The organism is Longimonas haloalkaliphila (assembly GCF_055379825.1).
Map to the genome: position 1 here is coordinate 1977215 of NZ_AP043948.1, position 26989 is coordinate 2004203.

General features: G+C 57.9%; 24 protein-coding genes. 8 read left to right on the plus strand and 16 right to left on the minus strand.

Features of this window, described 5'->3' with window-relative positions; translation table 11 throughout:
* The first annotated feature begins 20 nt into the window (after positions 1 to 20).
* Together ACZ48V_RS07715 and ACZ48V_RS07720 are read left to right on the plus strand one after the other, a co-directional pair.
* Entirely contained in the window at positions 21 to 644 is a 624-nt protein-coding gene (locus tag ACZ48V_RS07715) for a hypothetical protein (RefSeq protein ID WP_464538172.1), read from the plus strand.
* Positions 645 to 912: 268 nt separating this feature from the next.
* Entirely contained in the window at positions 913 to 1455 is a 543-nt protein-coding gene (locus ACZ48V_RS07720; protein WP_464538173.1) for an inorganic diphosphatase, read from the plus strand.
* A 220-nt stretch (positions 1456 to 1675) separates the two neighbouring features.
* Here ACZ48V_RS07720 and ACZ48V_RS07725 read toward each other — a convergent pair whose 3' ends face one another.
* From ACZ48V_RS07725 to ACZ48V_RS07735, 3 genes are all read right to left on the minus strand, one after another.
* The gene (locus tag ACZ48V_RS07725) at positions 1676 to 2245 is read right to left on the minus strand and encodes a hypothetical protein (protein WP_464538174.1); all 570 of its coding nucleotides are present in this window, start codon (positions 2243 to 2245) and stop codon (positions 1676 to 1678) included.
* A 70-nt stretch (positions 2246 to 2315) separates the two neighbouring features.
* Positions 2316 to 3149, minus strand: coding sequence for a ParA family protein (locus ACZ48V_RS07730; protein WP_464538175.1), 834 nt, complete (start codon positions 3147 to 3149; stop codon positions 2316 to 2318).
* Between the two features lie 358 nt (positions 3150 to 3507).
* A complete protein-coding gene (locus ACZ48V_RS07735; RefSeq protein ID WP_464538176.1) occupies positions 3508 to 4470 on the minus strand; it encodes a ParA family protein in 963 nt (320 codons plus the stop codon).
* Between the two features lie 528 nt (positions 4471 to 4998).
* On the opposite strand from ACZ48V_RS07735, the gene ACZ48V_RS07740 reads away from it, so the two are divergent.
* Both ACZ48V_RS07740 and ACZ48V_RS07745 read left to right on the plus strand, forming a co-directional pair.
* A complete protein-coding gene (locus ACZ48V_RS07740; RefSeq protein ID WP_464538177.1) occupies positions 4999 to 5364 on the plus strand; it encodes a hypothetical protein in 366 nt (121 codons plus the stop codon).
* 128 nt (positions 5365 to 5492) lie between these two features.
* A complete protein-coding gene (locus ACZ48V_RS07745) occupies positions 5493 to 6026 on the plus strand; it encodes a class IV adenylate cyclase (protein ID WP_464538178.1) in 534 nt (177 codons plus the stop codon).
* Between the two features lie 225 nt (positions 6027 to 6251).
* Here the strand turns inward: ACZ48V_RS07745 and ACZ48V_RS07750 are convergent, their stop codons facing one another.
* The gene (locus ACZ48V_RS07750) at positions 6252 to 7043 is read right to left on the minus strand and encodes an enoyl-CoA hydratase/isomerase family protein (protein WP_464538179.1); all 792 of its coding nucleotides are present in this window, start codon (positions 7041 to 7043) and stop codon (positions 6252 to 6254) included.
* Between the two features lie 446 nt (positions 7044 to 7489).
* Between ACZ48V_RS07750 and ACZ48V_RS07755 the strand changes: the two genes are divergently transcribed.
* Positions 7490 to 10279, plus strand: coding sequence for a TonB-dependent receptor (locus ACZ48V_RS07755; protein WP_464538180.1), 2790 nt, complete (start codon positions 7490 to 7492; stop codon positions 10277 to 10279).
* A gap of 360 nt (positions 10280 to 10639) precedes the next feature.
* Here ACZ48V_RS07755 and ggt read toward each other — a convergent pair whose 3' ends face one another.
* The 8 genes from ggt to ACZ48V_RS07795 form a co-directional block, all read right to left on the minus strand.
* Positions 10640 to 12415, minus strand: coding sequence for a gamma-glutamyltransferase (gene ggt / locus ACZ48V_RS07760; RefSeq protein WP_464538181.1), 1776 nt, complete (start codon positions 12413 to 12415; stop codon positions 10640 to 10642).
* A gap of 243 nt (positions 12416 to 12658) precedes the next feature.
* Positions 12659 to 12997: a TraR/DksA family transcriptional regulator gene (locus ACZ48V_RS07765; RefSeq protein ID WP_464538182.1), complete on the minus strand. Its 339-nt coding sequence runs from the start codon at positions 12995 to 12997 to the stop codon at positions 12659 to 12661.
* Positions 12998 to 13189: 192 nt separating this feature from the next.
* The gene (locus ACZ48V_RS07770; RefSeq protein WP_464538183.1) at positions 13190 to 14521 is read right to left on the minus strand and encodes an ABC1 kinase family protein; all 1332 of its coding nucleotides are present in this window, start codon (positions 14519 to 14521) and stop codon (positions 13190 to 13192) included.
* Between the two features lie 244 nt (positions 14522 to 14765).
* On the minus strand, positions 14766 to 15440 hold the full coding sequence (locus ACZ48V_RS07775) for a hypothetical protein (protein WP_464538184.1): 675 nt from the start codon (positions 15438 to 15440) through the stop codon (positions 14766 to 14768).
* Positions 15441 to 15541: 101 nt separating this feature from the next.
* Positions 15542 to 16078 (minus strand): c-type cytochrome, encoded by a 537-nt coding sequence (locus tag ACZ48V_RS07780; protein ID WP_464538185.1) that lies wholly within the window; start codon positions 16076 to 16078, stop codon positions 15542 to 15544.
* Between the two features lie 42 nt (positions 16079 to 16120).
* Positions 16121 to 18280 carry a polyphosphate kinase 1 gene (gene ppk1 / locus ACZ48V_RS07785; RefSeq protein ID WP_464538186.1) on the minus strand — a complete coding sequence of 720 codons (2160 nt, stop codon included), beginning with the start codon at positions 18278 to 18280 and terminating at the stop codon, positions 16121 to 16123.
* 23 nt (positions 18281 to 18303) lie between these two features.
* Positions 18304 to 20325, minus strand: coding sequence for a DNA primase (gene dnaG, locus ACZ48V_RS07790; protein WP_464538187.1), 2022 nt, complete (start codon positions 20323 to 20325; stop codon positions 18304 to 18306).
* 81 nt (positions 20326 to 20406) lie between these two features.
* Positions 20407 to 20568 carry a hypothetical protein gene (locus tag ACZ48V_RS07795; RefSeq protein ID WP_464538188.1) on the minus strand — a complete coding sequence of 54 codons (162 nt, stop codon included), beginning with the start codon at positions 20566 to 20568 and terminating at the stop codon, positions 20407 to 20409.
* A 276-nt stretch (positions 20569 to 20844) separates the two neighbouring features.
* Here ACZ48V_RS07795 and ACZ48V_RS07800 point away from each other — a divergent pair, with 276 nt between their 5' ends.
* Positions 20845 to 21681 (plus strand): 2,3,4,5-tetrahydropyridine-2,6-dicarboxylate N-succinyltransferase, encoded by an 837-nt coding sequence (locus ACZ48V_RS07800; RefSeq protein WP_464538189.1) that lies wholly within the window; start codon positions 20845 to 20847, stop codon positions 21679 to 21681.
* A 95-nt stretch (positions 21682 to 21776) separates the two neighbouring features.
* Positions 21777 to 22772, plus strand: coding sequence for a galactose-1-phosphate uridylyltransferase (locus ACZ48V_RS07805; RefSeq protein WP_464538190.1), 996 nt, complete (start codon positions 21777 to 21779; stop codon positions 22770 to 22772).
* 96 nt (positions 22773 to 22868) lie between these two features.
* Here ACZ48V_RS07805 and ACZ48V_RS07810 read toward each other — a convergent pair whose 3' ends face one another.
* From ACZ48V_RS07810 to thyA, 3 genes are all read right to left on the minus strand, one after another.
* Positions 22869 to 23642, minus strand: coding sequence for an MBL fold metallo-hydrolase (locus tag ACZ48V_RS07810; RefSeq protein WP_464538191.1), 774 nt, complete (start codon positions 23640 to 23642; stop codon positions 22869 to 22871).
* A gap of 81 nt (positions 23643 to 23723) precedes the next feature.
* Positions 23724 to 24761, minus strand: a complete 1038-nt coding sequence (locus ACZ48V_RS07815; protein ID WP_464538192.1) for a polyprenyl synthetase family protein — start codon at positions 24759 to 24761, stop codon at positions 23724 to 23726.
* 160 nt (positions 24762 to 24921) lie between these two features.
* Positions 24922 to 25797 carry a thymidylate synthase gene (gene thyA, locus ACZ48V_RS07820; RefSeq protein ID WP_464538193.1) on the minus strand — a complete coding sequence of 292 codons (876 nt, stop codon included), beginning with the start codon at positions 25795 to 25797 and terminating at the stop codon, positions 24922 to 24924.
* 103 nt (positions 25798 to 25900) lie between these two features.
* On the opposite strand from thyA, the gene ACZ48V_RS07825 reads away from it, so the two are divergent.
* On the plus strand, positions 25901 to 26185 hold the full coding sequence (locus ACZ48V_RS07825; protein WP_464538194.1) for a hypothetical protein: 285 nt from the start codon (positions 25901 to 25903) through the stop codon (positions 26183 to 26185).
* Between the two features lie 114 nt (positions 26186 to 26299).
* Here ACZ48V_RS07825 and ACZ48V_RS07830 read toward each other — a convergent pair whose 3' ends face one another.
* Positions 26300 to 26680 (minus strand): ApaG domain-containing protein, encoded by a 381-nt coding sequence (locus ACZ48V_RS07830; protein ID WP_464538195.1) that lies wholly within the window; start codon positions 26678 to 26680, stop codon positions 26300 to 26302.
* Positions 26681 to 26989 lie beyond the last annotated feature (309 nt).

Here is a 26989-nt window from a genome sequence, read left to right on the forward strand (position 1 = left end):
GCACGTAAACACGAAGCACTATGGCCAACACATTTGCATTTGGCATCGCGATCGCTGAAAGTGAGTCTTCGGAAGCAGCGCTTACCATCGTAGAGCGCGAGGAAGAAGGTGAATCCTCATTTGTCATACATGAAACAACTACATCCTCCTTTGACGGTGATGTCGAAGCGCTTGCGTCAGACGTACAGGGGCGGTTGGCAGAAGAGCCATACACAGCACGTTCCTCCGTTATTGTACGCGTAGACAACGACAAAGGAGATGCACTTGCCCAAGCCTTGCGGAGCCGTGGCGTACGTCCCGTTCGTGCACGGGTGCGAGCCGCTGATGAAGGCGCAGAGCCCGAAGCTGACGACGAAGTCGTTGTGGATGCACACGCTGAGCTCTTTGCGTTGAGCAATGCACATCGTGGCGGAACGCTCCGGATGGGCCATCACAGCACAGAAGACGCAACGCGACTGGCACGTATGCTTGGCCATCTTGTTGACGATGGTAACGAGGGAAGCGAAATTCGGGCTGACTACCTGGATGCACAGGGCATAAGCGCGCTCATAGCGTACTGGTGGAGCAACGAACAGAAGTCCGATCCTACCGAGCGACTGCGTGCAGATCTGCCGGGAACGGAGTCTCCTGATATTGATGCATAGCGGCGACCACACTGCATCGCACCCGTCTTGACGACGAGAGAGAAGACGGTTGTGGAAAAGGCTGTCAGAACGTGAAGCAGGGCTCTCAGAGGTTTTATGCTACCCATGTAGTATATGATGAAATGCGAGAGCAGGCCCATTCTATGTGAAATCATCCACATTCCATGTAGCAGGGAACGGGGGCACTGGCTTTCAGTGCCGCCGTTCCGTATTGTAATAAGCCTATACATGTATCGCGACTGCTTTGCACTGCACGATAGAACGTCTTATGCAACACCCTTGGCACGACATCTCCGTAGGGCCCGATGCCCCCGACATCATTGAAGTCATCATCGAAATACCGCAAGGGGGGAAAGTAAAGTACGAGTTAGATAAAGCAAGTGGGATGCTCCGAGTAGACCGCATGCTCTACTCATCGGTTGTCTATCCGGCTAACTACGGCTTTATTCCGCAGTCATATGCCGACGACGACGACCCGCTGGATGCGCTTGTGCTGGCACAAGAGCCGGTACAGCCGCTCTGCCTGCTTCGGGCACGTCCTATCGGACTTATGAACATGGTTGACGATGGCGAGAACGATGCAAAAGTGATCTGCATCCATGTTGATGACCCGGCCTTCAATGGGTACCATGACATCTCTGACCTCCCTGAGCACCGCCTCCGCGAATTGAAACGCTTCTTCCAGGACTACAAAAAGCTGGAAGACAAGGAAGTGATGGTCAACGACTTTGCCAATGCTGAAGTAGCCCGGAAGATTGTAGCAGATAGTCTTGTCCACTACAAAGACAAGTACGGGGCCCCCGCCGCATAAGCGCATCGTGTGTGCGATCTCTGTAGGACACTGGCTTCGTGCTTACGAAGCAGAGTTCCACGGCGCGTAAAGTAAGTAAACAAAGCGAACAAGCTTCGTAAACAAAAAGAGGTGCTGCATAAACGCAGCACCTCTTTCCTTTTGGGCTATCCAGCTCCACATGCTTCGTTCCAGGCATGCAGATAGTGGAGATAGCAGGGCTTGTGCACCCGCCAAACAGTTAGAAGTCGAACAGGGAGCGTGGCTTGTCCATTTCGAGCGTGATGATCAGTTTTTTGCTACCTGGCTTGGCTGATGGTCGCGCTTCAGAAACTGCGATATGCTGAAAAGACCAACCGCTCCCCAGTGCGTCATTAACCTCCATCAAGTCTTCGCGCCCGGCACGGTATGGCACAACAAACTTCTGGGTGCGCTTCATTGCATCGCCGCTCCCGTCTCCCCCCGAACGATCTGAAGCATGTGACTGAGGTTTAGGTTGGTCACGGGAATGCCGTGGCGGCTGCGTAACCGAGTGGGGAGCACGACTACCGTCTTCGTTGGGTGCGGCTGAACCGGCATCTACCGGTTTCTTTTCAAACGGAGATGTGTTTCCGAGAAGCCGGTCCGAGGAAGGCCAGCCTCCATCAGGGTTATGCCGAGACTCGTGAGATGTAGCAGATTTACGCTTGGAAGTGGTTTGTTCTGAAGACGGATCTTTCGAGGGTTCAGGCGATGAGCCTTCCTGAAGCAGGGGGTCGTCTTCAGGGGTATCGAAAAAGTCCTCAAAGATCGAAGAGAGAGATAAAAGCATAATGGTCGGGTGCCTATATGAAGAAGGGCCCGGATTGCACAGGGAAAGTCCTCTGCGGGCATCTTGGAGATCACGAACCCGTAGCCGGGGCACTGCGCTTCTGCCTGTTCTGGCGAATGGTTTGGTAGACCTCGCCGTATCGTTTCAGGCGGGTAGCGACCTCACGAGAAAGCGCATCGTACTCGGCGGCTGCCTGCGACGAGGGCGCGTACTCGAAAATTGACTGCCCACTGCCGGGAGCCGACTCAAGAGCGGGGTCTTCATGAATCACAGTGTCGAAGACTTTGCCCCCGTAGTGCTCGCGCACCTGGTGGATAATGGTTTCGGCCTGCTCGCTCTGTTCGGGAACGCGCGTCATGAGAACGCCGAGCACAGGAGCGGCTTGCCCCATGTTCTGCCGTACGTTATGCACCACCTCGCCCAGACTGATAATCCCTTCAAGCGACAGGTAGGAAGGCGACACCGGGATGATAAACCCGTCAGCAGCAACCAACGCGTTGATAGTGAGCAGTGAGGTGGAAGGGGCGCAATCTATAATTACGACATCGTAGGCGTCGCTGACTTTGTCAATAAGCCGGTTAAGGTGCTGTTCGCGCCGTGAGGTGTTTCCGAGGCGAGTATCCGCATTGGCAAGCCGAAGCGAGCCTGTAAGTAGGTCAAGATTGAGGATAGAAAGATCGTGCAACGCATTCGAAAGCGATGCATCGCCGTACATCACGTCGGCAACAGAAGGATTTAGCTCAGAGCGAGGAACCCCAAGCGCGAGCGATGCTGAGCCTTGGCTGTCAAGGTCGATCAGGAGTACGCGTTTTCCTTGCTTGGCCAATCCAACGGAAAGGTTGATGCTCGTGGTTGTCTTCGCAACCCCTCCCTTGTTGTTAACGACTGGAATAGTCTGAAGCATATCGATGTGGATAGTGTGTAGAGAGCTCGCGCTGCGCAAAACGCTTCCCGCATGTATCACTGACTGCAAACACTGAGCCAGATGGCGTAGAGCATCGGCCTCATCTTAGATGCGTTAACTGAAACGCAGGGGCAAGAATGCACTGAATGAAATAGGGATATCCGTAAGGATACCAGATCCTGTGGTTTCTTCAAGTATGCCCCAACGCCATGACTGCATGCTCTGTTGAGGTGCACATGCTCCTACGACGTGATGCGATCAGATTTAATGTGACACAGTCTCTAAAAGCAATGTACTTTAAAAGCAACGTAGACGAAAGGAGGCAAAAGATGGTACGACTGTACTCACACAAGAATACTCACACAAGAAATGGTGCACTCTGAGCACGCATGGCGCGAATTCCGTGTAGAACACTATCATATTCTTCCCATCGCTGGGTAATTTCTTCGGCCAAGTTATTATACCTGATAGACGCCTCTGTATGAGGGGCAAAGTGAGTCAGGGGCTGATGCGATTGGAGCGCCTGCTCTACAGCGTTGTCTTCAGGAATAACAGTCTCGAAAACGTTGTGATGGTAATGATCTCGAAGCGAGCGGACAGCGCGTGCAGATTCGGGGCGACCCTGTATCATCTGGGTGATCACGATGCCCAGCAGTGTGATGGACGCGCCATGTACATCGCGCATCTTCTTAACGAGTTGCCCCAGACTCTTCAATCCCTCAAATGAGAGCGGAGAAGGACGCGTTGGTATGAGTAGGTCGCTTGATGCTAACAGAGCGTTCTGCGTGACAACCGAAAGAGCCGGCGGGCAGTCGATAAGAACAGCGTGATATGTTGATGCAATCTCGGCGGTGGAAAGAGCCTGCTTGAGATGTTCAGCGCCTTCCGAGGTGGCATCGAGACTTAGCCCAGCATGAGCAAGATCAAGCGAAGCAGGAATAAGATCAATATTCGGCCATACGTTGTGGTAGCATGCGTCTTGAATCGTGCGCTTGTTAAACAACACGTCGGCTGTTGAAGGCCCTGAGGCAAGCTGCTTTCGAGACAAACCCATAGCCAACGACGCAGAACACTGGCTGTCCATATCAAGGAGTAGAACGCGTTTGCTATCTGTCGCAAGGGTAGCAGCCAGGTTCAGGGCGGTTGTGGTTTTCCCAACCCCCCCTTTGTGGTTCAAAATAGACAGGACGTGCATGCCGGCTCCTTTTTTAGATGTCATATACAGCGAGGCAGAAACACAGGAGGCAGAAAGTGCTCCCTCATGGTACATTGCTTTTCTTCGTCCAGTATATACTGCTTCACGGAGCAGGTGTGCATGCATATTTAAGAATATGGTGTATCCTTTCAGTCAATCCGTATGATTGTTACATTCTACGGGCTGCCACAGCACGAGTCGCTTGAAGCAGATGTAGCTTGGCAACAGCGATAGAAACCAACGATGCCGGAACGTGCTACCCGATGGCACGCAGCCTGCGGGGCGTTTTCAGAGTCTCCAAGGCAAACGCCGCCGTTCGCTTTCACAGCCCAGCAGCCAGCATATCCTCGTTATCGCTGATAACGGGGTGGCTATCGATACCTGAGTTATTACTGATGTATCTTGCGTGGCATACCGGACGCGAGTAGTATAAAGGTGGTATTACAAGATAACAACGTCTTGTTATCTTGAATAGAGAGTTGTGCTCTTGCATTGCACCGCGTCTTGTCATAACATAACATGTTGCGGTGTCATTCTATTAAATGAGTTGTAAAGGCCATTCTGAAACAGTGCCCTCTCACCGAATGGCTGAAGACCGCATCGTACGTGGGTACACCTATCATTCTTTTACTCATTAACAGATTGCTGAATCTTATGGCAAACATTCGCGAGTCCCTCTCTGAAATCATGAAAATCGATGGCGCCAAGGGAGCTGCTCTGGTAGATTATCAGTCAGGCATGACGCTTGGCACAGCAGGGGGCGGTAACGTCGACATGGAATTGGCAGGAGCAGCCAATACAGAGATCCTTCGGACCAAAAAGTCAGTGCTTGAAAAGCTGGGATTAGATGACCGGGTCGAAGAGATTCTCATCTCCCTCGAAAAAGAGTATCACCTGATCCGCATCTTTCATGAAAACGAAAACGTATTCACATATGTGATGCTCAACCGCGACCAGTCCAATCTGGGGCTGGCCCGCATGCAGCTTCAGGGCATTGATGAAGACCTTGTACTGGAGTAATTCCAGTTCGGAAGAAGAGCGAGGCAGTTCGAATAGCGCTTCCGCTGGCCAAGCTGCTCCCTTAACATGGTTGTAATTATGGCGGCGCAGCCGGCGCGAGACGTGGTCACCTGTTAAAACGATGTATTATGCATCACCTGAACATTGAAATTAAGGCTCGAGTTGACCGCCTCGCGCCATTCCGGCGCCGCCTTGACGAGTTGGATGCCAACCATGTTGGCACTGATCAGCAGCGCGACACGTACTTTCAAGTTCCTGAAGGACGCCTGAAGGTGCGCGAAGGGACGGTCGAACAAGGGATTATTTTTTACAAGCGTCCAGACCAGCAGGGCCCGAAGCCCTCGCGCATCGAGCGCACAGACCCTGGCAATGCCCTGGAAGGTGTGCTTGCCGTCTTGAAGGCGGCTCTGCCTGTGGATGTTGTTGTAGAGAAAACCCGTGCTATCTACTGGGTTGGCCGCGTTAAAATCCACCTTGACCACGTTCCCGCACTCGGATATTTTGTAGAACTGGAAGCGGTTGACACGACTGGAACAGCGTCTGAAGAAGACCTCTTGGCCGACTGCAACAGGCTGATGGAGCGTCTTAACATCAATGAAGAGGGGGTGCTCGTCGACCGTTCATATGCTGACCTCGTGCGAGAAACACAGCAAGAAGCGTAGACAGCGTCTACATCCAGCAGGCATCTATCCGCAAATCTCACATGGTAGCTGTGCCTATCGAGATGTGTAAGAACCAGTAAGTGTAATATCAGCCTCCTACGCTTGTTTGGTGCATGCCATGCCCGACGGAGGAAGACCGACCAACGAAGACCGACCAACGAAATAAATCCGGTGTTTCGCAGAGAAGCAATCCTGCAACATGGCGACCGGATCTGAAACAGAGAATCACTTCCCCTTGAAGTCTGCAGCACGCTTCTCTATGAAAGCAGCTACACCCTCTTGATGGTCGTGCGTCTGCACCGCCAGGCTCTGATACAAGGCCTCATGCTCAATGGTCGTGTTGAGCGTATCCGTCTGTGCATGACGCAGGCATGTCTTTGTCCACTGGAGCGCCTTGGTGGGACGTTCGGCCAGCCGGCGGGTGTAAGCGCGTGCTGTCTCCAACAAGTTCTCCGCGGGCACCACGCGGTTTACAAGTCCCCAGGAAGCGCATTGCTCGGCAGGTATGGGCTCTGAGAAAGCCAGCATTTCAAAGGCACGTGCGTAGCCCAACTGGTTGACTAAAAAGTAGGCCACGCCCGAGTCAGGGACGAACCCGATAGAGCTAAATCCTGCCACAAACACGGCGTCGTCGGCCATCAGGCGCAGGTCGCAGGCCAGCGCAATCGCGAGGCCCGCCCCGGCAGTAGAACCATTGAGCGCAGCGACAACCGGGACGCGGCTGTCTACGATCTGGCGTACCAGCGGAGCATAGCGATCCAGTACGTGTGTCTGAATCTCTTCGGGAGTTGGCGAAGGATGCAAAAATTGGAGGTCAGCACCCGCGCAGAACGTCGATCCTGCAGCATGCAACAGAATAGCACGGACGTCATCGCGACGGGCCACAGACTTCAGTGTGGTGCGCAACGCCTCGTCCAGTTCGGGGCTGAGTGCGTTGCGGCGATCAGGCCGGTTCAGTTGTACTGCAGCTACAGCATCATCTACAGAGACGGTAACCAGATCAGTGTGCTCAGGCATAACGAAGAGAAAGAAGGTGGAGGAAGGTTGAAGGCTGTAGTGGGATTAGCGGGATTGTAACCACGTCAGTTTGCTGTTTCAGAAGCTATACTCCTTGTCGTGTCTGGATCTGTTGTCGCGTGTGCACCTGCACATGGCTTCTGGGCCGTAGTTTCTGCACATGGCTTCTGAATACAGCTTTTGTGCACTATACATACACGGTACAAATGCAGACGGTGAAATGGAAGCCCCCAACCGCTTCTGGGCCCAACCTTGATGCCGATACGAAAAGAGGCAAGGCCACATATCCACAACTACAATAGGTTACCGAAGCATCAAACGTGCTGTATGCACGCCAATGGCTATTGACTGAAAGCGCTTTTCTCATTATAATATGAACTGATGTGTAAACACTGTAAAGCTATAACCGGAAACATATACGTAATTGTCATCAAATAGTGGTCAATATGAAATATGTTGTTACAACATGGTGCGTAATCCTACTTGCGCTCCTTGCGGGATGGGGGACATCCGCACAGGCACAGAACGTACAGGGTACGGTCGTTGACGTTGAGGGCGAAGCGCTTCCAGGAGTTAACGTGTCCATTGTAGGTACGTATCGAGGCACAACGACCGATGGACAAGGTCGCTTTGCTATCAATGTACCGTTCGATGGCGAGCCCGTCAGTCTCCGGTTTACGTTTATCGGGTTTGAGCCGACCGAGCGTGTGCTTGAAGGGCCCACGTCGGACCTGCAGATTACCATGCGAGAGAGCGTCTTTCGGGGCGATGAAATCATCGTATCTGCCTCGCGCGTCGATGAGCGCATCCTTGAGACACCCGTCACGGTCGACCGGCTTACCGGGCGCGACCTTGCGTCACGCCCTTCTACCGAACTGATGGCAAGCCTGGAGTCGCTCAAGGGCATTGACGTGAGCCGATCCAGCATGCTCATCAGCAGCCTCTCTACGCGCGGGTTTAACAGCGCAAAGTCAGAGCGCCTCATCCAGCTGGTTGACTACACCGATTACCTCTCTCCGTCGCTGTCGATCTACCCCGGCAACATCTCAGGCCCACCGCAGATCGACCTCGCCAGCGTTGATGTGATCCATGGTGCTAACTCGGCGCTCTATGGCGCCAACGCGTTTAACGGCGTGGTCATTATGAATACCCGCGACCCGTTCGAAGACCAGGGTATTGAGCTTGACGTGCGTGGCGGCACGCGCGATATGTACGACATATCGGGCCGATATGCCGAAACGTTCGGCGACCGGTTTGCCGTGAAGCTGGTTGGGCGCTTCATGCGCGCCGACGAGTTCATCAGCAATAACTTTGATGCGCAAAGGAACAGCGTCGTCCCCGGCAATAATGAAACGGGAGACCCGCGCGGATTCGATGCGGTGAACCGGTATGGTGCCATCAACCTGAGCACAAACGCCGACATTGCGCCGATTCTGCAGGGATTCGGGATTGACACCAACACCAACAACATCTTTACGCCGGGCTTCGACGAAGCATCGCTGGTGCCAAACGACTTCCGCGCCGGCATGTGGCAGATCAGTCCCACCGTGAGCGTGCTCCTGAGCGACGATATCAAAGCCACCTATTGGTATCGCTATGCCGAGGGGCGGGGCATCTACCAGAGCTCGAACCGCTTTCTCTTCGACGACATCAGCATCAACACCCACTCGCTGTCGCTGGAGAGCAATGACTGGACGTTGCGTGCGTACCGCACGGGCGACAAGCCCGGCGATACCTTCGACCTGAACCTGCTCGGCGCGCTCATGAACCAGCGTGCCTACCGCATCGGCGACCGCGACCTTAGCGAGCTCAGCGACACGGAGCGCGACCGGGCTAACTTCCTGCAGAACCTGGCCATTCCGTACGCGGCAGCCTACGCAATTGTCTACGGGCAGGCGTATCAGGACGCCGTAGCAAACGGGGCCGCCAACCCGTTTGAAGTGGCGCAGCGCGAAGCCAGTGGTGTGCTCCCGCAGTCTGGGCAAGACCGGTTTGCAGAAGCACGCGGCGCTACGCTCGGGCTACCCCCCAGCGGTGCCAGCCCGGTTTTCGATATCGACTCGCAGGTGTACCACACCGAAGGGCAGTACACCCTCCAGTCTGATATCGTCGACGTTACCGTAGGAGCAAACTACCGGCAGTTCCGGCTTACCTCAAGTGGCACGCTCTTTACCGACGGCCCCAACGCCTCGCCGCTGCAAGGCGACGAAGGGGATACCCGCGCCGTGCGCGATGGCATCGATAACTACGAGTACGGCGGGTTCCTGCGCCTGCAGCGCCGGCTCATCAACGACCGCCTGAGCCTCTCGGCTGTCGGACGCGTCGACGAGTTCAAGAACTTCGATACGCAGTTCTCGCCACGGGTCTCTGGGGTCTTCTCTCTCGATGAACAGCGCCGGCATAACGTCCGGGCCAGCTACGCCCAGGCGTTCCGCGCTCCGGCTCAGCTCGACCAGTATATCTACCTCGACATCGGTCCGATTCTCCTCCGCGGCAACTCCGAAAACGGATACGTAGCTGCTGATCCGTTCAGCGAAACGCCCGTCAGGGACCAGGTAGAAAATGGAAATCTCTTCCAGATCGACCCGCTCGACGTCGAGAAGATGAATAGCATCGAGGTCGGATACAAAGGGGCCGTCGGCGGGTTTTTTGCCGACGTTAGCTACTACCGAAGCAATTACACCGACTTCATCGGCACGCGGCGCTTCATCGGAAAGGAAGATGGCACCAACATCACCCTGGCTGACTTTGCACGCGACGAAGACGATCCGCGCCGGGCGCGCCTCATGCAGGTGTGGCTTAACGCCGATCAGGACGTTACCACGCAGGGGCTGCAGCTTGGGCTGGAGTACCGGTTCAACCGCGAGCTTACGCTAAGCGGGAACTACACATGGTCCTCAATCAGCGACGATGAAGAGCTTCGCGGCGCAATCAACCTCGGCTTCAACACGCCCGAGCACAAGTTCAACCTTGGCGCCCGCGGCGAGCTCTTCGAACGGCTCACCTATAACGCGAACGTACGCTGGCACAACGACTACGTCTACCAGATGCCCTTCGCCGAAGGCACTATCGAGAGCACGGCGGTCGTCAACGCGCAGATCGGATACAACTTCCCCGAGCTACGCACCACCGTTAACTTGGGCGGTACCAACCTCACCGATGCCAACAACATCACGGCCTACGGATCGGCCCCCATGGGCCGCATGGTCTATCTGGGCGTCTCGGTTGCGTACTAATGCAGATTAACAGGCTCACACCGCCCAACCGTCCTAAGACATGCAATAAGAGCATGCAGTAGGAAAATGCGAGCGCTGCAAAGCTCCGCACCCAACGGGCGCCTCCGGACCTGCTCCGGGGGCGCCCGTTTGTGGGATAAAGCCATCGCGCAGGCGCACCCTCTCACCTCACGGCGAAGTGAGGATGCGTACAGGCTACAACGGCGTGTCCCGTGGTCATGAGTGTAGTGGGCAGCCAGATGCGAAGAGCCATTTATCCTGTACGGTGCGCGATTCACAAAAAGAGGGACGCCGCAGCACGCGGCGTCCCTCTGGTGGATCACACTGGTGTATGATAAAAGCCGCTATGTACAAGGCTGATCAGTACCCAGCAGCCTGTCCGTCTACGCGCGACTCAGAAGCGCCGTAGAAGACGCCCTGCTCCGCATCATACCGAATGCCCTGATAGCGACCGTAGAAGCCGCCGCCGATCGTCACGTTATGTCCGCGCTGTCGCAGCCCGCGCACTACATCGTAGTCGACGCCCGACTCAATAAAGACACGCCCGCCGTCTTCGAGGGCCTCCTCAACCGAGGTTGTGGGCGCTGTAGAGTCGTAGTGGCGCCAGCGAAACGCATCCCCAGCTTCTTGCGTGTTCATCCCGAAGTCGATGATGTTGGTCAAGATCGAGAGATGTCCAATCGGCTGATAGGCTCCGCCCATGTTGCCGAAGCTAAACCAGGGTTCGCCATCTTTCGTGACAAAGCCCGGAATGATGGTATGAAAGGGCCGTTTCCCGGGCTCGTATACGTTCGGATGGTCCGGATCGAGTGAGAACAGCTCGCCGCGGTTCTGGAAGCTGAACCCCGTACCGGGTACGACAAACCCCGTGCCCATGCCACGAAAGTTGCTCTGAATGAGCGATACCATATTGCCTTCGCTGTCGGCTGTTGTTAGGTAGATGGTGTCGCCATCTTCCATCAGCTCCACGCCAGTGGTAACGCGATCGGAGGCCGTGTCGTCAATAAGTGCGCGGCGCTCATCGGCATACGCGTCAGAGAGCAGGCGCTCTAAGGGCGCGTCGTAGAAGTCGGCATCAGCGTAGTGCTTGGCGCGGTCTTCGTAGCTCAGCTTTTTGGCTTCGATCATAAGGTGCAGCGTTTCTTCCGTGCCGAACCCTTTCGACGCCAGATCATAGCCCTCCAGAATCTGAAGCATCTGCAAGACGGCCGTCCCCTGGTTATTGCCACCGATCTGGTGTACGTCGTAGCCGCGGTAGTTCACCGATACCGGATCGACCCAGTCGTCGGTGTGGTTCTCGAAGTCAGACTTGCGCAGAAAGCCGCCGTGCTCGCGCATGAACGCGTCGATGCGCTCGGCGATGGCGCCCTCATAGAACGCGCTGCGCCCGTCCTCCGCCAGAAGGCGCAGGGTAGCGCCAAGGTCGGGATTGCGAAAGATTTCTCCGGTCGCGGGGCCGCGCCCGTCGATCGTGAACGTTTCCTCAAACGCGCCGACGTCGCCCACGCGGTTAAGCAGGAACGGCACGCTACGTTGCCATGACTGCGCGATCTGCTCACTTACCGGAAACCCTTCTTCGGCATAGCGGATCGTGGGGGAGAGGATCGCATCCATGTCGAGCGTACCAAAGCGGTCGTGGATTGAGAACCAGCCGCTCACCGCGCCCGGCACCGAGATCGACATCAGGTCGTACGGTGGAATGCTGTCGGCATCGCGCGCATCCAGCTCCTGCAAGAGCTGCTCATATGAAAGTCCCTCAGGCGAGCGTCCACTGGCATTGAGCGCGTAGAGCGACTCAGTGTCTGCATCCCAGATGATCGCGAAGAGGTCGCCCCCGATCCCGTTTCCGGTTGGCTCCATAAGCCCGATAGCGGCATTGGCAGCGATGGCAGCGTCCATGGCGTTGCCGCCTTGCTTCAAGATGTCGAGCCCAACCTGCGTAGCCAGCGGCTGGCTGGTGGCAACCATGCCGTTAGCGCCGACGACCTCAGAGCGGGTCACAAAATGATCGTTGGAACGGTCGATCTGGGCGTGTACATGGGCCGGCCAGGCGGCGCTCACAACAAGCAGGAGCGATAGCGCTCCCAAAACGAGCGACCAGGTGGTAGCGTGCAAGTCCGTAGAATGCAAGTTCATAGTGGGTGTAAGACAGATGAGCGTGTAGCGAGCTTCCGCAGGGCCGGGATACCGTGCAGAAAGGTACCGGGTAGACATGCAGAATACGGAGCAGGCACAGGAAGTGAAAGGAAAAAACCGGGGCTTCGTCATATATCGCAGCTTTGTTGAAGCCGCTGCACGTTCTTGGTGAATGTATCTGCTGATCTGCCGGGCCCCTGGTACAGTAAATGGAAGCCCGGTCGCTGAAGTCCGCCGATGGGGCTATCGAGCGCACTTCACACAGAAAGGAGACTCAGGCATAATTTCGAGGCGACCTTCGGGAATAGGGTCGCCGCACTTAGCACAGTCGCCGTAGGTGCCTTCGTCGAGGCGATTAAGAGCGGTGTTGGCCCGTCGCAGGCGCTTTTCTTGTTTTGCGCGGGTCGCCGCGTTCATAGACTGTGCCTGAATGGCCTCCATGCGTGAGAGGCGCCCGATGGCGTTGTCGGGGGCGACGGTGTCGTCCCCCGCATTCGCCACGGCCAGGCTCGCCTCGAGCTTTTCAATGCGCTCATTGAGGAGCTTGCGGAAATGAGCCGTCTTGTCGTCAGAAATAGGCATAGCACGTCAGAGCAATAAATGAAACACACCGCTAATGGAAGCGCACTGCGGCAACAGCTACAGAAGCACAGCGGACCAGACCAAATGCGTATCTGTCGTCCTGGGTTCAGAGGAGATAAGTAGCGAGGGGGGCGCAAAGATACGGCAGAGACCCGGAACGCAAAGCGATAGAGCAGGCCAACCCTTCCAGGGCTATGCCAGTGCGTCTACGCTCTGATGCAGGAGATCCTGGCTGTGGCGCGTATCGATGGTTGGCCTGAGCTGGGCCATCAGGCTGAAGAGCCCGACCAGCACTTTGTTAATAAAGATGAAGTGATGCGACCCTGAGGTTTCGCGGAGCTGCGAGCCCTCCTTGAAGCACGCTTTCAGCTCGTCATAAAAGGCGTCATCGCCAAAGTCGAACGTGTCGCTGCGATAGGGACGCACGATAAGGCGGCCAAAGCGCTCAAAAAACGACGTAACTCGCTCACGCGTGGACGCGTTCATCTCGTCGTGCAGAATGTCGAGCTTGTGGAGCATGGCGTCGATGGCATCCTGGTCGTCGTGGATGCGAGCGTTCCACAGGCGCAGCATATCATCGCGAAAGTTCTGGGGGAAGCGCTTTACGCACCCAAAGTCGATCACGCCGAGGCGTCCGTCGTCCCGAAAGAGGAAATTGCCGGGATGGGCATCGGCGTGCAGCGTACAGTAGTTGCTGGCAATCTGATCGTGGACGAAGTCCCACAGGAGCTGCCCAAAGTGATTGCGCCGCTCCTGGCCGGGCTGTGCGGCAAGAAACTCCTCCATGTGCTGGCCCTCGACAAACGTCATGGTAAGCACCGTCTTCGAGGTGTACTCGTGTACAGCTTCGGGCGTAACGACGCTTTCGTAGTCGTACTGGTCAGCGAAGAAGTCGATGTTCGCGGCTTCGTTCTCGTAGTCGGTTTCGAGCATAAGCATCGAGCGTACCTCCTCGAAGTACTCGTCGAGGTAGGGGCCGTTTACAAGACGACCAAACAGCTGGCGGGCTACCGTCAGGTCCGATTCGATGGTGTTACGGATGTTTGGATATTGCACCTTCACCGCCACGTCGCGGCCGTCGCTGAGGGTGGCACGGTGCACCTGTCCGATTGAGGCAGCAGCGATCGCATCCCCCTGAAACGAGTCAAAGAGCAGTTCCGGGTAGCGCCCGAGTCCGTCGCGGATGCGTTTGCGCACAAGGGCCTGGTTCATAGGCGGCACCTTGTACTGTGCCTGGGCCATCACATCCATGAACTCGTCGGGCAACACGCCGGTGTCCATGCTCATGGACTGCGCGAGCTTCAGGGCGGTGCCACGCAGTTTGGTGAGTTCGGCGTAGATGTCTTTGGCGTTCTGGGTATTCAGGGCCGCCTTCTGCGCGGTCTTGTCGCCCTTGCGGTTTGTGACGCGGTCTTTCAGGTAGCGGGCGTAATTGGCGCCAACCTTCAAGCCCGTTTTGGCAAAGATCTTTCCGCGGTCGAATTTGGAGGCTGGGAAATCGGTGCTGGAGTCGGAATCAGACATGGGTGATACGGAAAGTCGTGGGTACAGATGGACGGCCCGCTGGGCATATGCGGCACGTCTGCAGCGAGGAAGCCGTTCCAGATGGGATGTAAGATTGTCGATGGATCTGCGCGCCGACTGTTGGCGATACCCTATGGTTTGTGGGCGGATGCAGTCGATGCAGCGCGGCGCGCGCATCCCTCTTGCCCCGACGGGTTTCGGCGGGCCTTGCCCCGTTTCGATCTGCTTTCCAGGGCGGGCTGACTCAAGATCCGAAAAACCAGCGGACGACCGGAAGGCGGCTGAGGCCAAGCACGTCGACCTTGGTGGCGTACCAGGCAAGGTCGGCGCCGCGCTGTACACCGCGAAATGTGACGACTTCGGCGGTGAAGCTGACAAGCTTGTCGATGAGGGCGGTGGTGGCTTCGCGGTTGGCACTGGTGTCGTGCATCCAGAAACGGATGATACGCAGCACAGCCTCCGTAAAGAGTCCGTACACCGGCCACTGGCGGGTCACGACGCGGTTGGTCTTCGGAACGGTGTCTTCCTGGAGCAGGCGCTGGAGCTCGGCCTGCACGTGTTCGCGAAACGAAGCTTTGCAGCGAATCTGTGTGTCGAAGGTCGCCTGCACAAAAGTGCGCTGCTCTTCGAGCACATCGGTCAGGATGTAGAGAAACGTGGCGAGCCGCTCCTCAAACGAGAACTGCGCGTAGCCCTCGGTGGAGAGGCGAATCAGATGGTACTGCTCAAACGCGAGCGTGTAGAACGCAGCGAGGGCGTCTTCGGGGGCGTCGAAGTAGGAAGCAAACGTGATGCGATCGGTGCGGGCGACCTGGCAGATCGTTCCGGTTGTGAGCTTGCCGGGATCGTCGTTGTAAACGGCAACGGCTGCGTCAACGAGCTGCTTCTTTTCGGCAAACGCGTCAGGGTCGATGTGCATGGGCAGGGCAGAAGTAAGCAGCAGAAATAAGTAGAAACAGGGAATAGCGGTGGACAGGCCGGCAGGCACAAGCGCACTGTCTGTAGGAGCCAGGCGCGTGGCTACGGAGCAAACGAGAGCGAGTCGACCTCCACGTTTTCGACATCGGGGATGCCGGTCGCCTCCCACAGGTCATCGGCGTTCCAGCCACGGCGGGGGGCGTCGTTGGCAGCGCGCACTGCGGCCACCTGTTTGGGCGACACCGCGGTGGTATCGTTGCCGAAGCTCTGGCGTGTGTAAGTAAGTACGGCAGCCACCTCATCGTCGTTCAGGTAGCCAAATCCGGGCATCACGCCCCGGTAGATTTCGCCGTGCACCTCCATCTCGCCACGGACGCCGTGGAGCACCAATCGAATGAGGCGGCCCTTGTCGTCGTTAACCCATGGGTTGGGCGGGGTGAGTGGAGGGAAGGCACCAGCAACGCCCGCGCCGTCGGGCTGGTGGCATGTCTGACAGCGCAGGGTGTAGATGCGTTGTCCGTACTCGTACGGGTCGGCGGCGGTGCGTACGCGGTCGCCTTCGTCACCGGCACATCCGGCGAGGCTTGCAAGCAACAGCCCGGAAAAAAGCAGGGCAGGCAGGCAGTAGCGGAGAAGCATGAAAGCAGGGGATGATCGTGGAAGCAAGCGGTAGTACGGCGCTTAACTGGCATCTGAAGCATAGCGTTGCATCAACATTTCCTGAACGCTGTGCGCATTCGTGCCGTCGTCGGCGCGTACGTAGCGTCCGTCAGGACCCAGTGCCCAGGTGCGGGGGCGTGGTTCAAGCGCAGCTTTCAGGTGATCGACGAGGCGGTCGCGCAGCCGTTGATCGAGGACAGGTACAGCGGCCTCAACGCGTTCGTCGAGTCGGCTGCTCTGCCAGTCAGCGCTGCTGATGTACACCCGCGGCGAGCCGTTGGCCCAGAAGCAGAACACGCGGTCGTGCTCCAGAAAACGGTCTACGATGCTGTGCACGCGAATGGTGCTGCTTACGCCAGGCACGCCCGGACGCACGCGGCATTGTCCACGCACAATCAGGTCAATCTCCACGCCCGCCTGTGAGGCGCGGTACAGCTCCTGAATGAGATCTACGTCTGTTAGCTCATTCATTTTCAGGAGGATGCGGGCCTCATCGCCCCGCTCGGCAGCGGCTATCTCATCGGCGATGTGAGACTGCCACGTTGAGCGCATCGACTGCGGGGCAGTGACCAGTTCGTCGTAGGTCTGATCCGGTGCGAATCCGGTAAGAAAATGGAAGAGCTGCGTCAGATCGCGGCTGATCGTGGGTTTGGCTGTGAGCAGTCCGTAGTCGGTGTACTGCCGGGCCGTTCGTGTATTGTAGTTGCCTGTGCTGATGTGGGCATATGTGCGGGGGCCTTCCGATTCACGCCGTACCACGAGGGCGGCCTGCGCGTGGGTTTTGAGCCCGACCACTCCGTAGGCCACGTGCACGCCTGCATCCTCCAGCTTGCGTCCCCAGGCGATGTTCTTTTCCTCGTCGAAGCGCGCCTTCACCTCAACCAGGACGGCCACCTGTGTACCCTGTTCGGCCGCATCGATCAGCGCGCGAACGATGGGAGAGTCTTCAGAGGTGCGGTAGAGCGTCATCTTGATCGCAAGCACCTCTGGGTCGTGGGCGGCTTCTTCGATAAAGCGCTGTACGCTGTCTTCGAACGAGTGATACGGGTGGTGCAGCAGCACGTCGGTATCGCGCACGGCGTCGAAGAGGGAGCTGTCGGGGGCGCCGGTGGGACGCGGGAGACCGGGGTGTGAGGTGGGGGTCCAGCTCGGAAAGCGAAGCGAGCGGTCGAAGCGCGCATCGGGCACATGAAGGTCTGCAAGTGCATCCACGTCGGTCAGGTCGAGCGGGTCGTCGGTGGTGTACACATCTTCATCGGGCACATCAAGCTTCTCCTGTAAGAACGACTGCACGCCCCGGGGCATGTCGGTGCCGACTTCCAGGCGTACGACGGGCGCAAAGCGGCGCTCACGCAGGCGTTCAGAGATCGACTCCAGCAGGTCATCGGGATCGTCATCGTCGCGCGGCACTTCTGCGTTGCGCGTCACCCGAAACGGATAGACGCCGGCTACCTGCATTCCCGGAAAGAGCCGGTCGACATGGGCTGCGACAAGCGCCTCGATCGCGATGAACTCCATGGGGGCATTGAGCGGGACCCAGCGCTTGCGGGCTTTTGGGACCTTGACACGTGCAAAATGCTCGGTTCCGGTTGACGGACTGGAGAGGATGACTGCAAGCGAGAGGCTCATGTTCGAGATAAATGGAAACGGACGCCCTGGATCTACAGCGAGGGGCGTCAGGATCGGCACGATATGATCTTCGACGTAGGCCGTGAGGCGCGACTGGTCCTCAGGAGGAACGTCGTCCCACGAGCGAATGGTAAGCCCAATGGCTTCTTCGGCAGCGGGCGCCACCACGTGGGTCCAGGTATCGTGGATGGTGTCGTGCTGGTTATGCACCGCGCTGGTAATGAGCGCGAGTTGCTCTTCGGGCGTGCGCCCGTCGGCTCCGATGCGCACGTCGCCGTTGGTCACCCGGCGTTTGAGTCCGCCCACCCGTTTGCGCACGAAGCCATCAAGGTTCGATGCTGCCAGTCCGATAAACCGAAGGCGTTCCATGAGCGGCGTGCGGTCGTCATAGGCGAGATCGAGCACGCGCCAGTTGAAGTCGAGCCAGCTTAGCTCGCGGTTCAGGTAGAGGCTGGGATGGTCGAGCGAGGGCGACTCCGGCACCGGCTGCGGACTCAAGGCATGGTGGATGGGCAGAGACGACACGGAAGGAGACGGAGCGGAGGCGGCCATGGCACGTAGGGCAGTGAAGGAGATTATCCGGTGGGTGGTGCGTTGAGGTACGCTTGCGACTTAACGTGTTTTCGGAGCTTATGCAGCTTCATCAGGCGGTTCTGCAGGGAGGTGACCGCGTCGTCGTTTCCTGAGCGGTCGGCGCTGTGCAGCTGCGTGCGCACAGCGTCGAGCGCTTCGTCAACGCGATCCAGTTTCAAGTAGGTCATTGCACTTGCTGCGGCTTCGTACGGACGCTCGTTCATGCGGGGTACCCGTATGTTGCGGCGGCGCTCCCAGTTCTCTGATGGACTGTACGCATCCACCCGTACCGATGCCGCAAGTTGTTGGAGCGTTTTTCCTTCTTTGCCTTGTTCAATGCGTTCGGTGCGCACGTCGCCGTTTTTGTACATGTGCATCAGGCAGTTGACCAGGTCGCGCACGGGGCCTTCGCTGAACTCGTCGAGCGCCATGTGCTGGAGCACGTAGCGGATCATGCGCGCGCCTTTTTCTAGCATGAGGCGCAAGAGCAACCGCTCTTCAGGAAGTACCTGCGGCGGGCGCTCCGCTCCGTTAGGTTCGGGGGAGGCGTGGCGGTCGCGGTTGTTAGCAGGAACGTCGTCGTTGGGCGGGGGCGGCTGTGGGCGCGGAGCCGATGGGCGCTGGGAACGGTGCGTCTGTTGCTGATAGCGCTGCCCGTCTTGTTGCCGGTTTCGCTGTTGGTTTCGCTGCTTACGCTGCTGGCGGCGTTGCTTTTTGGCCTGTAGTTTGTCGCGCTGCTTCTCAAGCTGCACAAGCAGATCGCCGGGGGGAACGTCAAGCACGTCCGCGGCCTGGCGAACGTATTCGCGGCGCAGGTTCGGGTCGGGGATTTCGGCGATAGCGGCTACCACATCGCGCTGCACCTCAACGCGGCCTTCCGGGGTGCTCATGCGTCCGGCCGCGTGCGCCTGGTCGACCATGAACTGCGGCAGGTCGCTACGCGTGTTTGCAACGTGGGCGTGTAGGGCATCGGCGCCGTGTTCGCGTACGTAGCTATCGGGATCGTGGCCGGCAGGAAGGGTAACGGCATATGCACCCAGCCCCTCAGCCATAACTGTCTTGAGGCCGCTTTGGGCCGCCCGTCCGCCGGCTTCATCGCCGTCGAAGAGCAGCACCACGCGCTGCGCATACCGATCGAGCATCTGCACGTGCTTGGGCGTAAGCGAAGTGCCACACGTTGCCACCACGTGCTCGATACCTGCTTGCTGCAGCGCCATCACGTCGGTATACCCCTCGACGACCCAGGCTTCCTTCTCGTGCCGAATCGCCGACTTACCCTGGTAGAGCCCGTATAAGACGTTGCTCTTGTGGTAGACGTCTGTTTCAGGCGAGTTGATGTACTTGGGCTGATCGGCATCAGCATCCAGAATGCGCCCGGCAAATCCGACGACCTTGCCAACGTGCGAGAAGATCGGGAAGATGACCCGTCCGCGATAGCGATCGTAGTAGCCGTCGCCGCTGTTGCGTTCGATGATGAGCCCGGCTTCGTGCAGCACCTCCGGCTTAACGTGCTCCTTTTTCGCGTGCTTGAGCAAGGCATCCCATTCGTCGGGCGCATAGCCGACGCCAAACGTCTTGAGTGTTTCATCGGTAAAGTCACGCGCGCTCAGGTAGGCCTGCGCTGGCGCGCCACGTTCTGACTGCGTACGCTGCCGGTAGAAGAAGCGTCCGGCTATGCGGAGCGCCTGGTAGATGGCTTCGCGCTGCGAGGCGGCCTCGGCGTCGGCATCCGACTGGGGGAGCGTGATGCCTGTGCGTTCAGCCAGCCAGCGAGCGCTCTCCAGAAAGCCGATGCCCTCCATCTCTTGCACAAAAGAAAACACATCGCCCCCCTTCTGGCAACCAAAGCAGTAATAGAGGTTGTCGTCGGGGTTGACGTGAAAAGAGGGGGTGTTTTCATCGTGAAACGGGCACAGCCCCTTGTAACTCTGCCCCGAACGCTTCAGGCGTACGTAGTCGCCCACCACATCGACGATGTCGACGGTCGAGCGGATCTCGTCAACCTTCTCGTCTGGGATGGCCATGCAGAGACAGCAGTCAAGTGGGGAGGGGGAGAAAAGCGAACACGTGGAGGCCGAATGGCCAACGCGTTACCCGTACACGCGTTACCCGTACAACGGCATAGAGATGGATCCGGGGGCCTCGGGCGCCTGGAGCTGTGCTTCTTCGTCTTCAACCGGTCCAATGTCAGGCTTCTCAGAGCACTGGCACCCGCCAATATAAAGCGGGGCGCAGAGGGCGAGGAGGGTAAGGGTACGACGGAGCATAAGCAGGATCGATAAATTGTGAGTAGAATCGTTGGTTGTGCGTGCTACATGGCGCCATCCAGAAGTATAGAAGATGTGGGCATGCAGCACAAACATATGCCGCAAAAATGTACCGGCGCTGCTGGCACAGAGATCCACAGCGCTGAATGGAGGGACGATGAACCTAAGGCCCCGACGATGTTTTCACAGCCTGGGTCTTTACAATACCCCATATGCATTGCATGTTGAAAACTGGTTTGTTCGCTTTAATGACTTTAATGCCAGAAAAAAAAATAGATGGTTGACGTAGAGGCCCTCCGTAATCGAATCGAAACATTAGCATCCGAAGACGACCCCAAGGCGGGGGTTGCCGGTGACGCCGTCGCTGATCTGATACGCGCGCTGAACACCGGTACGGTACGCTCGGCCTCGCGCCGCGACGACGGCACATGGGCGGCCCACGCCTGGGTGAAGCAGGGCATTCTGCTCGGGTTTCGTATCGGCCGCATCGTGGACTATTCAACGAAGGGCTTCCCGTTCTTTGATAAGCACACGTATCCGGTAAAGCCTGTACAGAAGTCCGACGGCGTTCGTTTGGTGCCGGGGGGATCATCGGTGCGTACGGGGAGCTACCTGGCGCCGGGCGTGGTGTGCATGCCGCCAATGTATGTGAATGTGGGCGCCTATGTCGACGAAGGCACGATGGTCGACTCGCACGCGCTCGTTGGCAGCTGTGCGCAGATCGGCAAACGCGTTCACCTGTCTGCAGCTGCACAGATTGGCGGCGTGCTGGAGCCGGTAAACGCTACACCGGTCATCATTGAAGACGACGTATTTATTGGCGGACAGGCCGGGGTCTACGAAGGATGCGTTGTGCGCGAAGGGGCCGTAATCGCTGCAGGCGTGCAACTAACCAGCTCCACGCGTCTTTACGACGTGGTGCAAGAGCAGGTTATTACGGCGGAAGACGGCACGCTTGAGGTGCCTGAAAACGCCGTCGTCGTGTCTGGTACGCGTCCGCTCAGTAGCGATTTTGGCGCCGAGCATGGGCTCTCGCTCTACACGCCTGTCATCATCAAGTACCGCGACGGCAAGACCGACGCGGCTACAGCGCTGGAAGATGCCCTGCGCTAACGGGCTGGTCTGTCGCAAACCGAATGTGTCTCCCCGGCAATACGCTCCCCGCAGGACACGCAGCGCTTCGCATCCCTCTATTCCTATATTGCTTCATGGATCTATCTTCGTACTACATGCGCCGCGACCGTCTCACCGATCAGTGGGTGGCGTGCGCGCCAGACCGTGGGGGACGCCCAAAGCGTACCCAGGTTGAAGCCCCCGATGAAGCGTCTGGCCCTGTAGACGGGTGCCCGTTCTGTCCAAGTAACGAGAAGATGCTTCCGGGCATCTTGGACGAGATTGCGACTGGAGAAGGGGCCTGGCGCGTGCGAGCCGTGCCAAACAAGTATCCGGCGTTTCAGAATGAGGTTCGATCTGAAGCAGCCACAAACCAGATCTATGAGGGGCGGTCGGCATATGGATATCAAGAGGTGCTGATTGACACCCCCCACCATCATCGGCACTGGGCGTTTCTGGATGTAGAGCAGCTAACGGCCGTGTTGAGGCTCTACCAGCGGCGCCACGCGGCAGTGCGTGCGGAGCATCCAGACCTGTACCCGGTGCTCTTCCGTAATCATGGGGGGCGCGCAGGCGCTTCGCTGGAGCACCCCCACAGTCAGCTTATCGCACCGCCGCTTCCGCCCACGCAGATGGTTGCAGAGGAGCAGCGCTGCCGCACCCATTACGAGAAGCACGGCGAGCCGTTAATGCAAGCGGTTCGAACACGTGAAGAAGGGGGCAGGCGTATGGTTGCTGAAAATGAGCACATGGTCGCGTTTGTGCCGTATGCGGCGCCAGCCCCGTTTAGCGTATGGGTCGTTCCCCGTCGCAACACGGCGCACTTCGGGGCCATGACGGATGCGGAGCGCCGGTCTTGTGCCGAACTGGCGCGCACGATTACGCGGCGTTACGTAGAGTATGCCAGCGACCCGGACCATAACATGACCGTGCATACGGCTCTCGATGCAGATGCTGCGGCGCCGCACCTGGTGTGGAGCCTGCGCTTTACGCCGCGGATGTCGGTGCGAGCAGGGTTTGAGTTGGGCACCGACATGCTTATCAACCCGTCGCTTCCTGAGGTTGACGCACGCATTCTGCGTGGCGAATAGCTCCCCTTTAGCTTCATTGGTGCCCGCTCTCACCTGCAAACCGAAACAGGGTTCTGGGCGTTAAAAGGTCACAGTGTGCTTATGCCGTTTGTGCGCTTAGCTGCGTGCTACGGGGTAGCTCTTTCCCTCAACGCCGAGTGTGGTTTCTGGAAAGGTGTTGCGAGCCGCAGCCAGCGATTCCTGCTTATTGCCTGGCGGGAGGTGCACCAGCACGAGCTGTTTGGCCTTTGCGGCGCGCGCAACATCGGCGGCTTCGACCATGCTGCTGTGCCCCGGCCCCGCGCCGTTAGACTCATGGACGAGCAGGTCGGCTTCGTGAGCCAGTTCAACCACGGCATCGCAGGGCGCCGTATCGCACGAATAAGCTATCACTGTACCCGAGGGTATATGCTCCACCCGCAGGCCAAACGTCGGAGGGCCATGGTCGACAGGAGCGCTGGTAACGCGCCAGGGCTTCTGGGCCCATACACGGGCATCGGCTTTGTGGGCTACCACATGCGGAACTATCTCGGGCATGCCGTCCCATCCGGCCGTGACCGACGCAAACGCATCCATGCACCGGTTGGCCTGGTCGATCGTCTCCTGGTAGCCGCATATCGGCAGATCCCCCTCGCGATCAGAGAGCCACGTCTTCTCCATAAGCAGGGGCAGTCCGCTAATATGGTCAGGATGCACATGCGTAAGGATGAGCGCCGCCATGTCGCGGATCTCGCCGCCTACGGCCTGCCAGCGCTGTAGGGCGTCGCCGCCACAGTCGACCAGGAGCGACTGATCGGGGTGTGCGTCGTCTGAGAAGGCCAGCATCGTCGTAGTGCGATGGGGATCGCTGATGGCTGCGCCCGTGCCCAGTAGGTGACAGAATACGCTCATAGTAACAAAGCAGTCCAGGAAAGATCAGTGAGATAGAGAGCGGAATGGCAATGCAGAAGCAGTGCGGCAGGCCCTACCGAATTACCGTTTACGCTGAATTGTGAACTGAGTCAGTCCAAGCAGTGCATCGCACGCCTCTGAGGGAGGAAATGCGTCGGCCAACTCATACGCTTCGGTAGCAAGCGCTTCCATGCGCTCACGGGCATACGCAATGCCCCCATGCTTTTTCGCAAAGGAGGCAATCGCCTGCATGTCTTCGGCCGACTTGTCGTCGGTACGCACGTGCTTCATGACGGCCTTGCGCTCGGACTTAGAGGATTGCTCCAGCGCGTGAATCAGGGGCAGCGTCATCTTCTTCTCCTGCATGTCGATGCCAACTGGCTTGCCGGCATCGACCGCTCCGAAGTCGAACAGGTCGTCACGGATCTGGAACGCGAGTCCGAGCTTTTCGCCGTAGGCGCGCATCCGCTCGATAATCTCCTCGTCGTTGGTTACGCTGAGCGCGCCGCTCGTGGTGCAGGCGGAGATAAGCGAGGCGGTTTTGTCGGAGATGATACGGAAGTACGTCTTCTCGTCGATGTTCAGAAAGCGGGCTTTTTCGATCTGCAGCAGCTCGCCTTCACTCATGCGGCGCACCGCGTCTGAAAGTGCATGCAGCACGGTGTAGTCGTTGTGGTCGAGCGAGAGCAGCAGACCCCGGCTCAGAAGAAAGTCGCCCATTAGCACAGCGATCTTATTCTTCCAGAGGGCATTGATCGAAAACATGCCACGGCGCGTGTCGGCGTCGTCGACCACATCGTCGTGCACCAGCGTAGCAGTATGCAAGAGCTCTACGAGCGCAGCGGCCCGGTAGCTCATCTCGTTAACCTCGCCACAGACCTTGGCCGACAGGAGCACGAGCAGCGGCCGGATGCGCTTGCCTTTCTGCCTGAGCACGTACTGCGTGATCTTGTCAAGCAGAAAATGGTCCGATTCCATCGCCTCGCGAAAGTACGGGCGAAACGCATCCAACTCATCCGCCACGGGGGCGCGAATGGCATCCAGCGTAGTCGGAAACGACCGCTCGCGAGACGAAGGCTCCGACGAGCGGTTCGACGTGAACACCGAGGCGTCTATCATCGCAGTTTTCAGTAATCATTGAAAGGTCGGATTCACGTAACGTAGCATCTATCGTTAAAGTTTGCCCGCTCGTTATACATTTTTGTCGTAGGGGTACCGTCCGCGTTACGTCTGTACACTACAAGGCATGCCACAGGATATCTTGCGCGCTGCAATGAGGTTACACCGCGATAGGGGCTGGCAACGCCGGATGGTGCTGGTAGTCATGCAGAGTGATGTCTTCGACGTGATAGTCAAAGATCGAATTGGCAGGTTGGATGGTGATACGCGGAAGCGGATACGGCATGCGTTCCAGCTGGGTGCGCACCTGGTCGAGATGATTCTGGTAGATATGGCAGTTGCCGCCGCTGAAGTGTAGGGTACCTGGCTCGTACCCGGTTTGCTGGGCCAGCAGGTGGGTGAGTAGCGCGTAGCTGGCTATATTGAACGGAAGGCCGAGAAACGAGTCGACCGAGCGCTGCTGCCACATCAGCGAGAGCCGGTCGGGGCCGTCGGAGACGGGCTCTACGTGGCACTGAAATGCATAGTGACAGGGCGGGAGAGCCATCTCGTCAACGTCGGCTGGGTGCCAGGCGCTGACCAGGTGCCGTCGTGAGTAGGGATTCGTACGGAGCGCCTCGACCAGCCGCGCAATCTGATCGACGCCGTCAAAGTTGCGCCACTGGCGTCCGTACACCGGGCCGAGTTCGCCCCACTTACGGGCAAACGCCGCATCGGTGCAGATCCGCGCCTCGAACGTCTCCTGCGAGAGCTGGTCACCGGTTGCCTCCTGGTAGCGCTGCAGGGGCCAATCCGTCCAGATCGACACGCCCTGTTTTACAAGCGGACGGATGTTCGTTTCGCCGCGCAGAAACCACAGCAGTTCAACGATGACGCCGCGCATCCATACGCGCTTAGTGGTGAGGAGCGGGAATCCCTCGTTCAGGTCGATGCGGAGGTGCTCGCCAAACAGGCTCAGGGTGCCGGTGCTGGTGCGGTCGGGCATGGGAGTGCCCTGCTGCAAAATACGCGACAAATACGAAAGATAGCTGTCCATACAGGCCGATACATACGGGGGAAGAGGGAACGTCCATTTTTGGCATGCCGTTCGGCATCACCACGACAATAGACACGCTACCTCAACCCAACACGTTTCCGCCATGGCTGTGGACCCAGACATCCCGATAAACAAGCACATCAAGCAGGCTGTTAACCATTTGGAGAAGGTGCTCAACTATGCGCCGATGGTGGCTGAAGGCCGCGACGCAACGGTTCATCTGACCACACAAGACTGGCACGTGGTGGCTGATGCGCTCTTCAAGCTGGATACCCCCGAGGAGGCCCTGCCCGAGCAAATCGAAGACTACGGCCTCGCCGACCGCAACGAAGTGATTACGCTTACGACGCCCGATTACGACATCCGTGTTGAGATGGTCGCCGCGTAAACTCGGTAAGCCCGGACAAGGTAACTCCAGACCACCCCGATGCGTGTTATCTTGCCGATGCGTGCTACCCTGCCGGCTTATCAGGAGTCCATACCGATCAATGCCTTGATGTGCTTAGTTTGCTGCGGCATGCAGCGGAAACGATGGTAGGGCGATGCGCACACGTTCGCCGTTGGGACGTTGCGCCAGGTAGTTGCCCTCCACGACCGCATCGAAGCTGCTCACCGTACAGCGCTCATCAAGCACGTGCTTGCGGCCTGCGGGGATGATGGGGCGCTTACCCAGATCGTCGCCCTCCGTGGCCTGCAGCCGCCCAGTCGCCTCCTTGATTGTAAACTGCTTGCGGATCAGCTCCAGGTCTTCATGGCCGCGGTTGTAGAGATGGATCGCGTAGCTGAAAGCAAACTCCATATCCATGAGGCTTGAAGGATCATCCAGGTAAACAGGCCACACCCGAGCAGTAACGCCGTACGTGGTCGCGGTGTAAACAATCATGTGAAGACGCATTAAGGAGTTAATGGAGAAGCAGGTACAATGCAGAGCAGATACAATGCCTGTCTGCACACTGTCTGTTACGCAAGTGTAACGTATTGTTCACACCTGGCGCTTCGCGTGGGGGATTCCATGTAGCAACAAGACAGGGTATCCCGGTACGGACCTTCTGGTTCGGTTGGCCAAATGTGCCAAATCGGAAACTGTACTTTACGTATCTTCCATCCGCGTATCTGACATCACAGTACCTAACACAGCATACGTAGCAGGACATGTAACCGCGTAGCATAGCACTAACAGCACCAACAGCAC

Excerpts from the sequence above, each read along its gene's own strand:
- ACZ48V_RS07715 (WP_464538172.1), top strand. The coding sequence starts at position 21 with ATGGCCAACACATTTGCATTTGGCATCGCGATCGCTGAAAGTGAGTCT.
- ACZ48V_RS07720 (WP_464538173.1), top strand. The coding sequence starts at position 913 with ATGCAACACCCTTGGCACGACATCTCCGTAGGGCCCGATGCCCCCGAC.
- ACZ48V_RS07725 (WP_464538174.1), bottom strand. The coding sequence starts at position 2,245 with ATGCTTTTATCTCTCTCTTCGATCTTTGAGGACTTTTTCGATACCCCT.
- ACZ48V_RS07730 (WP_464538175.1), bottom strand. The coding sequence starts at position 3,149 with ATGCTTCAGACTATTCCAGTCGTTAACAACAAGGGAGGGGTTGCGAAG.
- ACZ48V_RS07735 (WP_464538176.1), bottom strand. The coding sequence starts at position 4,470 with ATGCATGCACACCTGCTCCGTGAAGCAGTATATACTGGACGAAGAAAA.
- ACZ48V_RS07740 (WP_464538177.1), top strand. The coding sequence starts at position 4,999 with ATGGCAAACATTCGCGAGTCCCTCTCTGAAATCATGAAAATCGATGGC.
- ACZ48V_RS07745 (WP_464538178.1), top strand. The coding sequence starts at position 5,493 with ATGCATCACCTGAACATTGAAATTAAGGCTCGAGTTGACCGCCTCGCG.
- ACZ48V_RS07750 (WP_464538179.1), bottom strand. The coding sequence starts at position 7,043 with ATGCCTGAGCACACTGATCTGGTTACCGTCTCTGTAGATGATGCTGTA.
- ACZ48V_RS07755 (WP_464538180.1), top strand. The coding sequence starts at position 7,490 with ATGAAATATGTTGTTACAACATGGTGCGTAATCCTACTTGCGCTCCTT.
- ggt (WP_464538181.1), bottom strand. The coding sequence starts at position 12,415 with ATGAACTTGCATTCTACGGACTTGCACGCTACCACCTGGTCGCTCGTT.
- ACZ48V_RS07765 (WP_464538182.1), bottom strand. The coding sequence starts at position 12,997 with ATGCCTATTTCTGACGACAAGACGGCTCATTTCCGCAAGCTCCTCAAT.
- ACZ48V_RS07770 (WP_464538183.1), bottom strand. The coding sequence starts at position 14,521 with ATGTCTGATTCCGACTCCAGCACCGATTTCCCAGCCTCCAAATTCGAC.
- ACZ48V_RS07775 (WP_464538184.1), bottom strand. The coding sequence starts at position 15,440 with ATGCACATCGACCCTGACGCGTTTGCCGAAAAGAAGCAGCTCGTTGAC.
- ACZ48V_RS07780 (WP_464538185.1), bottom strand. The coding sequence starts at position 16,078 with ATGCTTCTCCGCTACTGCCTGCCTGCCCTGCTTTTTTCCGGGCTGTTG.
- ppk1 (WP_464538186.1), bottom strand. The coding sequence starts at position 18,280 with ATGGCCGCCTCCGCTCCGTCTCCTTCCGTGTCGTCTCTGCCCATCCAC.
- dnaG (WP_464538187.1), bottom strand. The coding sequence starts at position 20,325 with ATGGCCATCCCAGACGAGAAGGTTGACGAGATCCGCTCGACCGTCGAC.
- ACZ48V_RS07795 (WP_464538188.1), bottom strand. The coding sequence starts at position 20,568 with ATGCTCCGTCGTACCCTTACCCTCCTCGCCCTCTGCGCCCCGCTTTAT.
- ACZ48V_RS07800 (WP_464538189.1), top strand. The coding sequence starts at position 20,845 with ATGGTTGACGTAGAGGCCCTCCGTAATCGAATCGAAACATTAGCATCC.
- ACZ48V_RS07805 (WP_464538190.1), top strand. The coding sequence starts at position 21,777 with ATGGATCTATCTTCGTACTACATGCGCCGCGACCGTCTCACCGATCAG.
- ACZ48V_RS07810 (WP_464538191.1), bottom strand. The coding sequence starts at position 23,642 with ATGAGCGTATTCTGTCACCTACTGGGCACGGGCGCAGCCATCAGCGAT.
- ACZ48V_RS07815 (WP_464538192.1), bottom strand. The coding sequence starts at position 24,761 with ATGATAGACGCCTCGGTGTTCACGTCGAACCGCTCGTCGGAGCCTTCG.
- thyA (WP_464538193.1), bottom strand. The coding sequence starts at position 25,797 with ATGGACAGCTATCTTTCGTATTTGTCGCGTATTTTGCAGCAGGGCACT.
- ACZ48V_RS07825 (WP_464538194.1), top strand. The coding sequence starts at position 25,901 with ATGGCTGTGGACCCAGACATCCCGATAAACAAGCACATCAAGCAGGCT.
- ACZ48V_RS07830 (WP_464538195.1), bottom strand. The coding sequence starts at position 26,680 with ATGATTGTTTACACCGCGACCACGTACGGCGTTACTGCTCGGGTGTGG.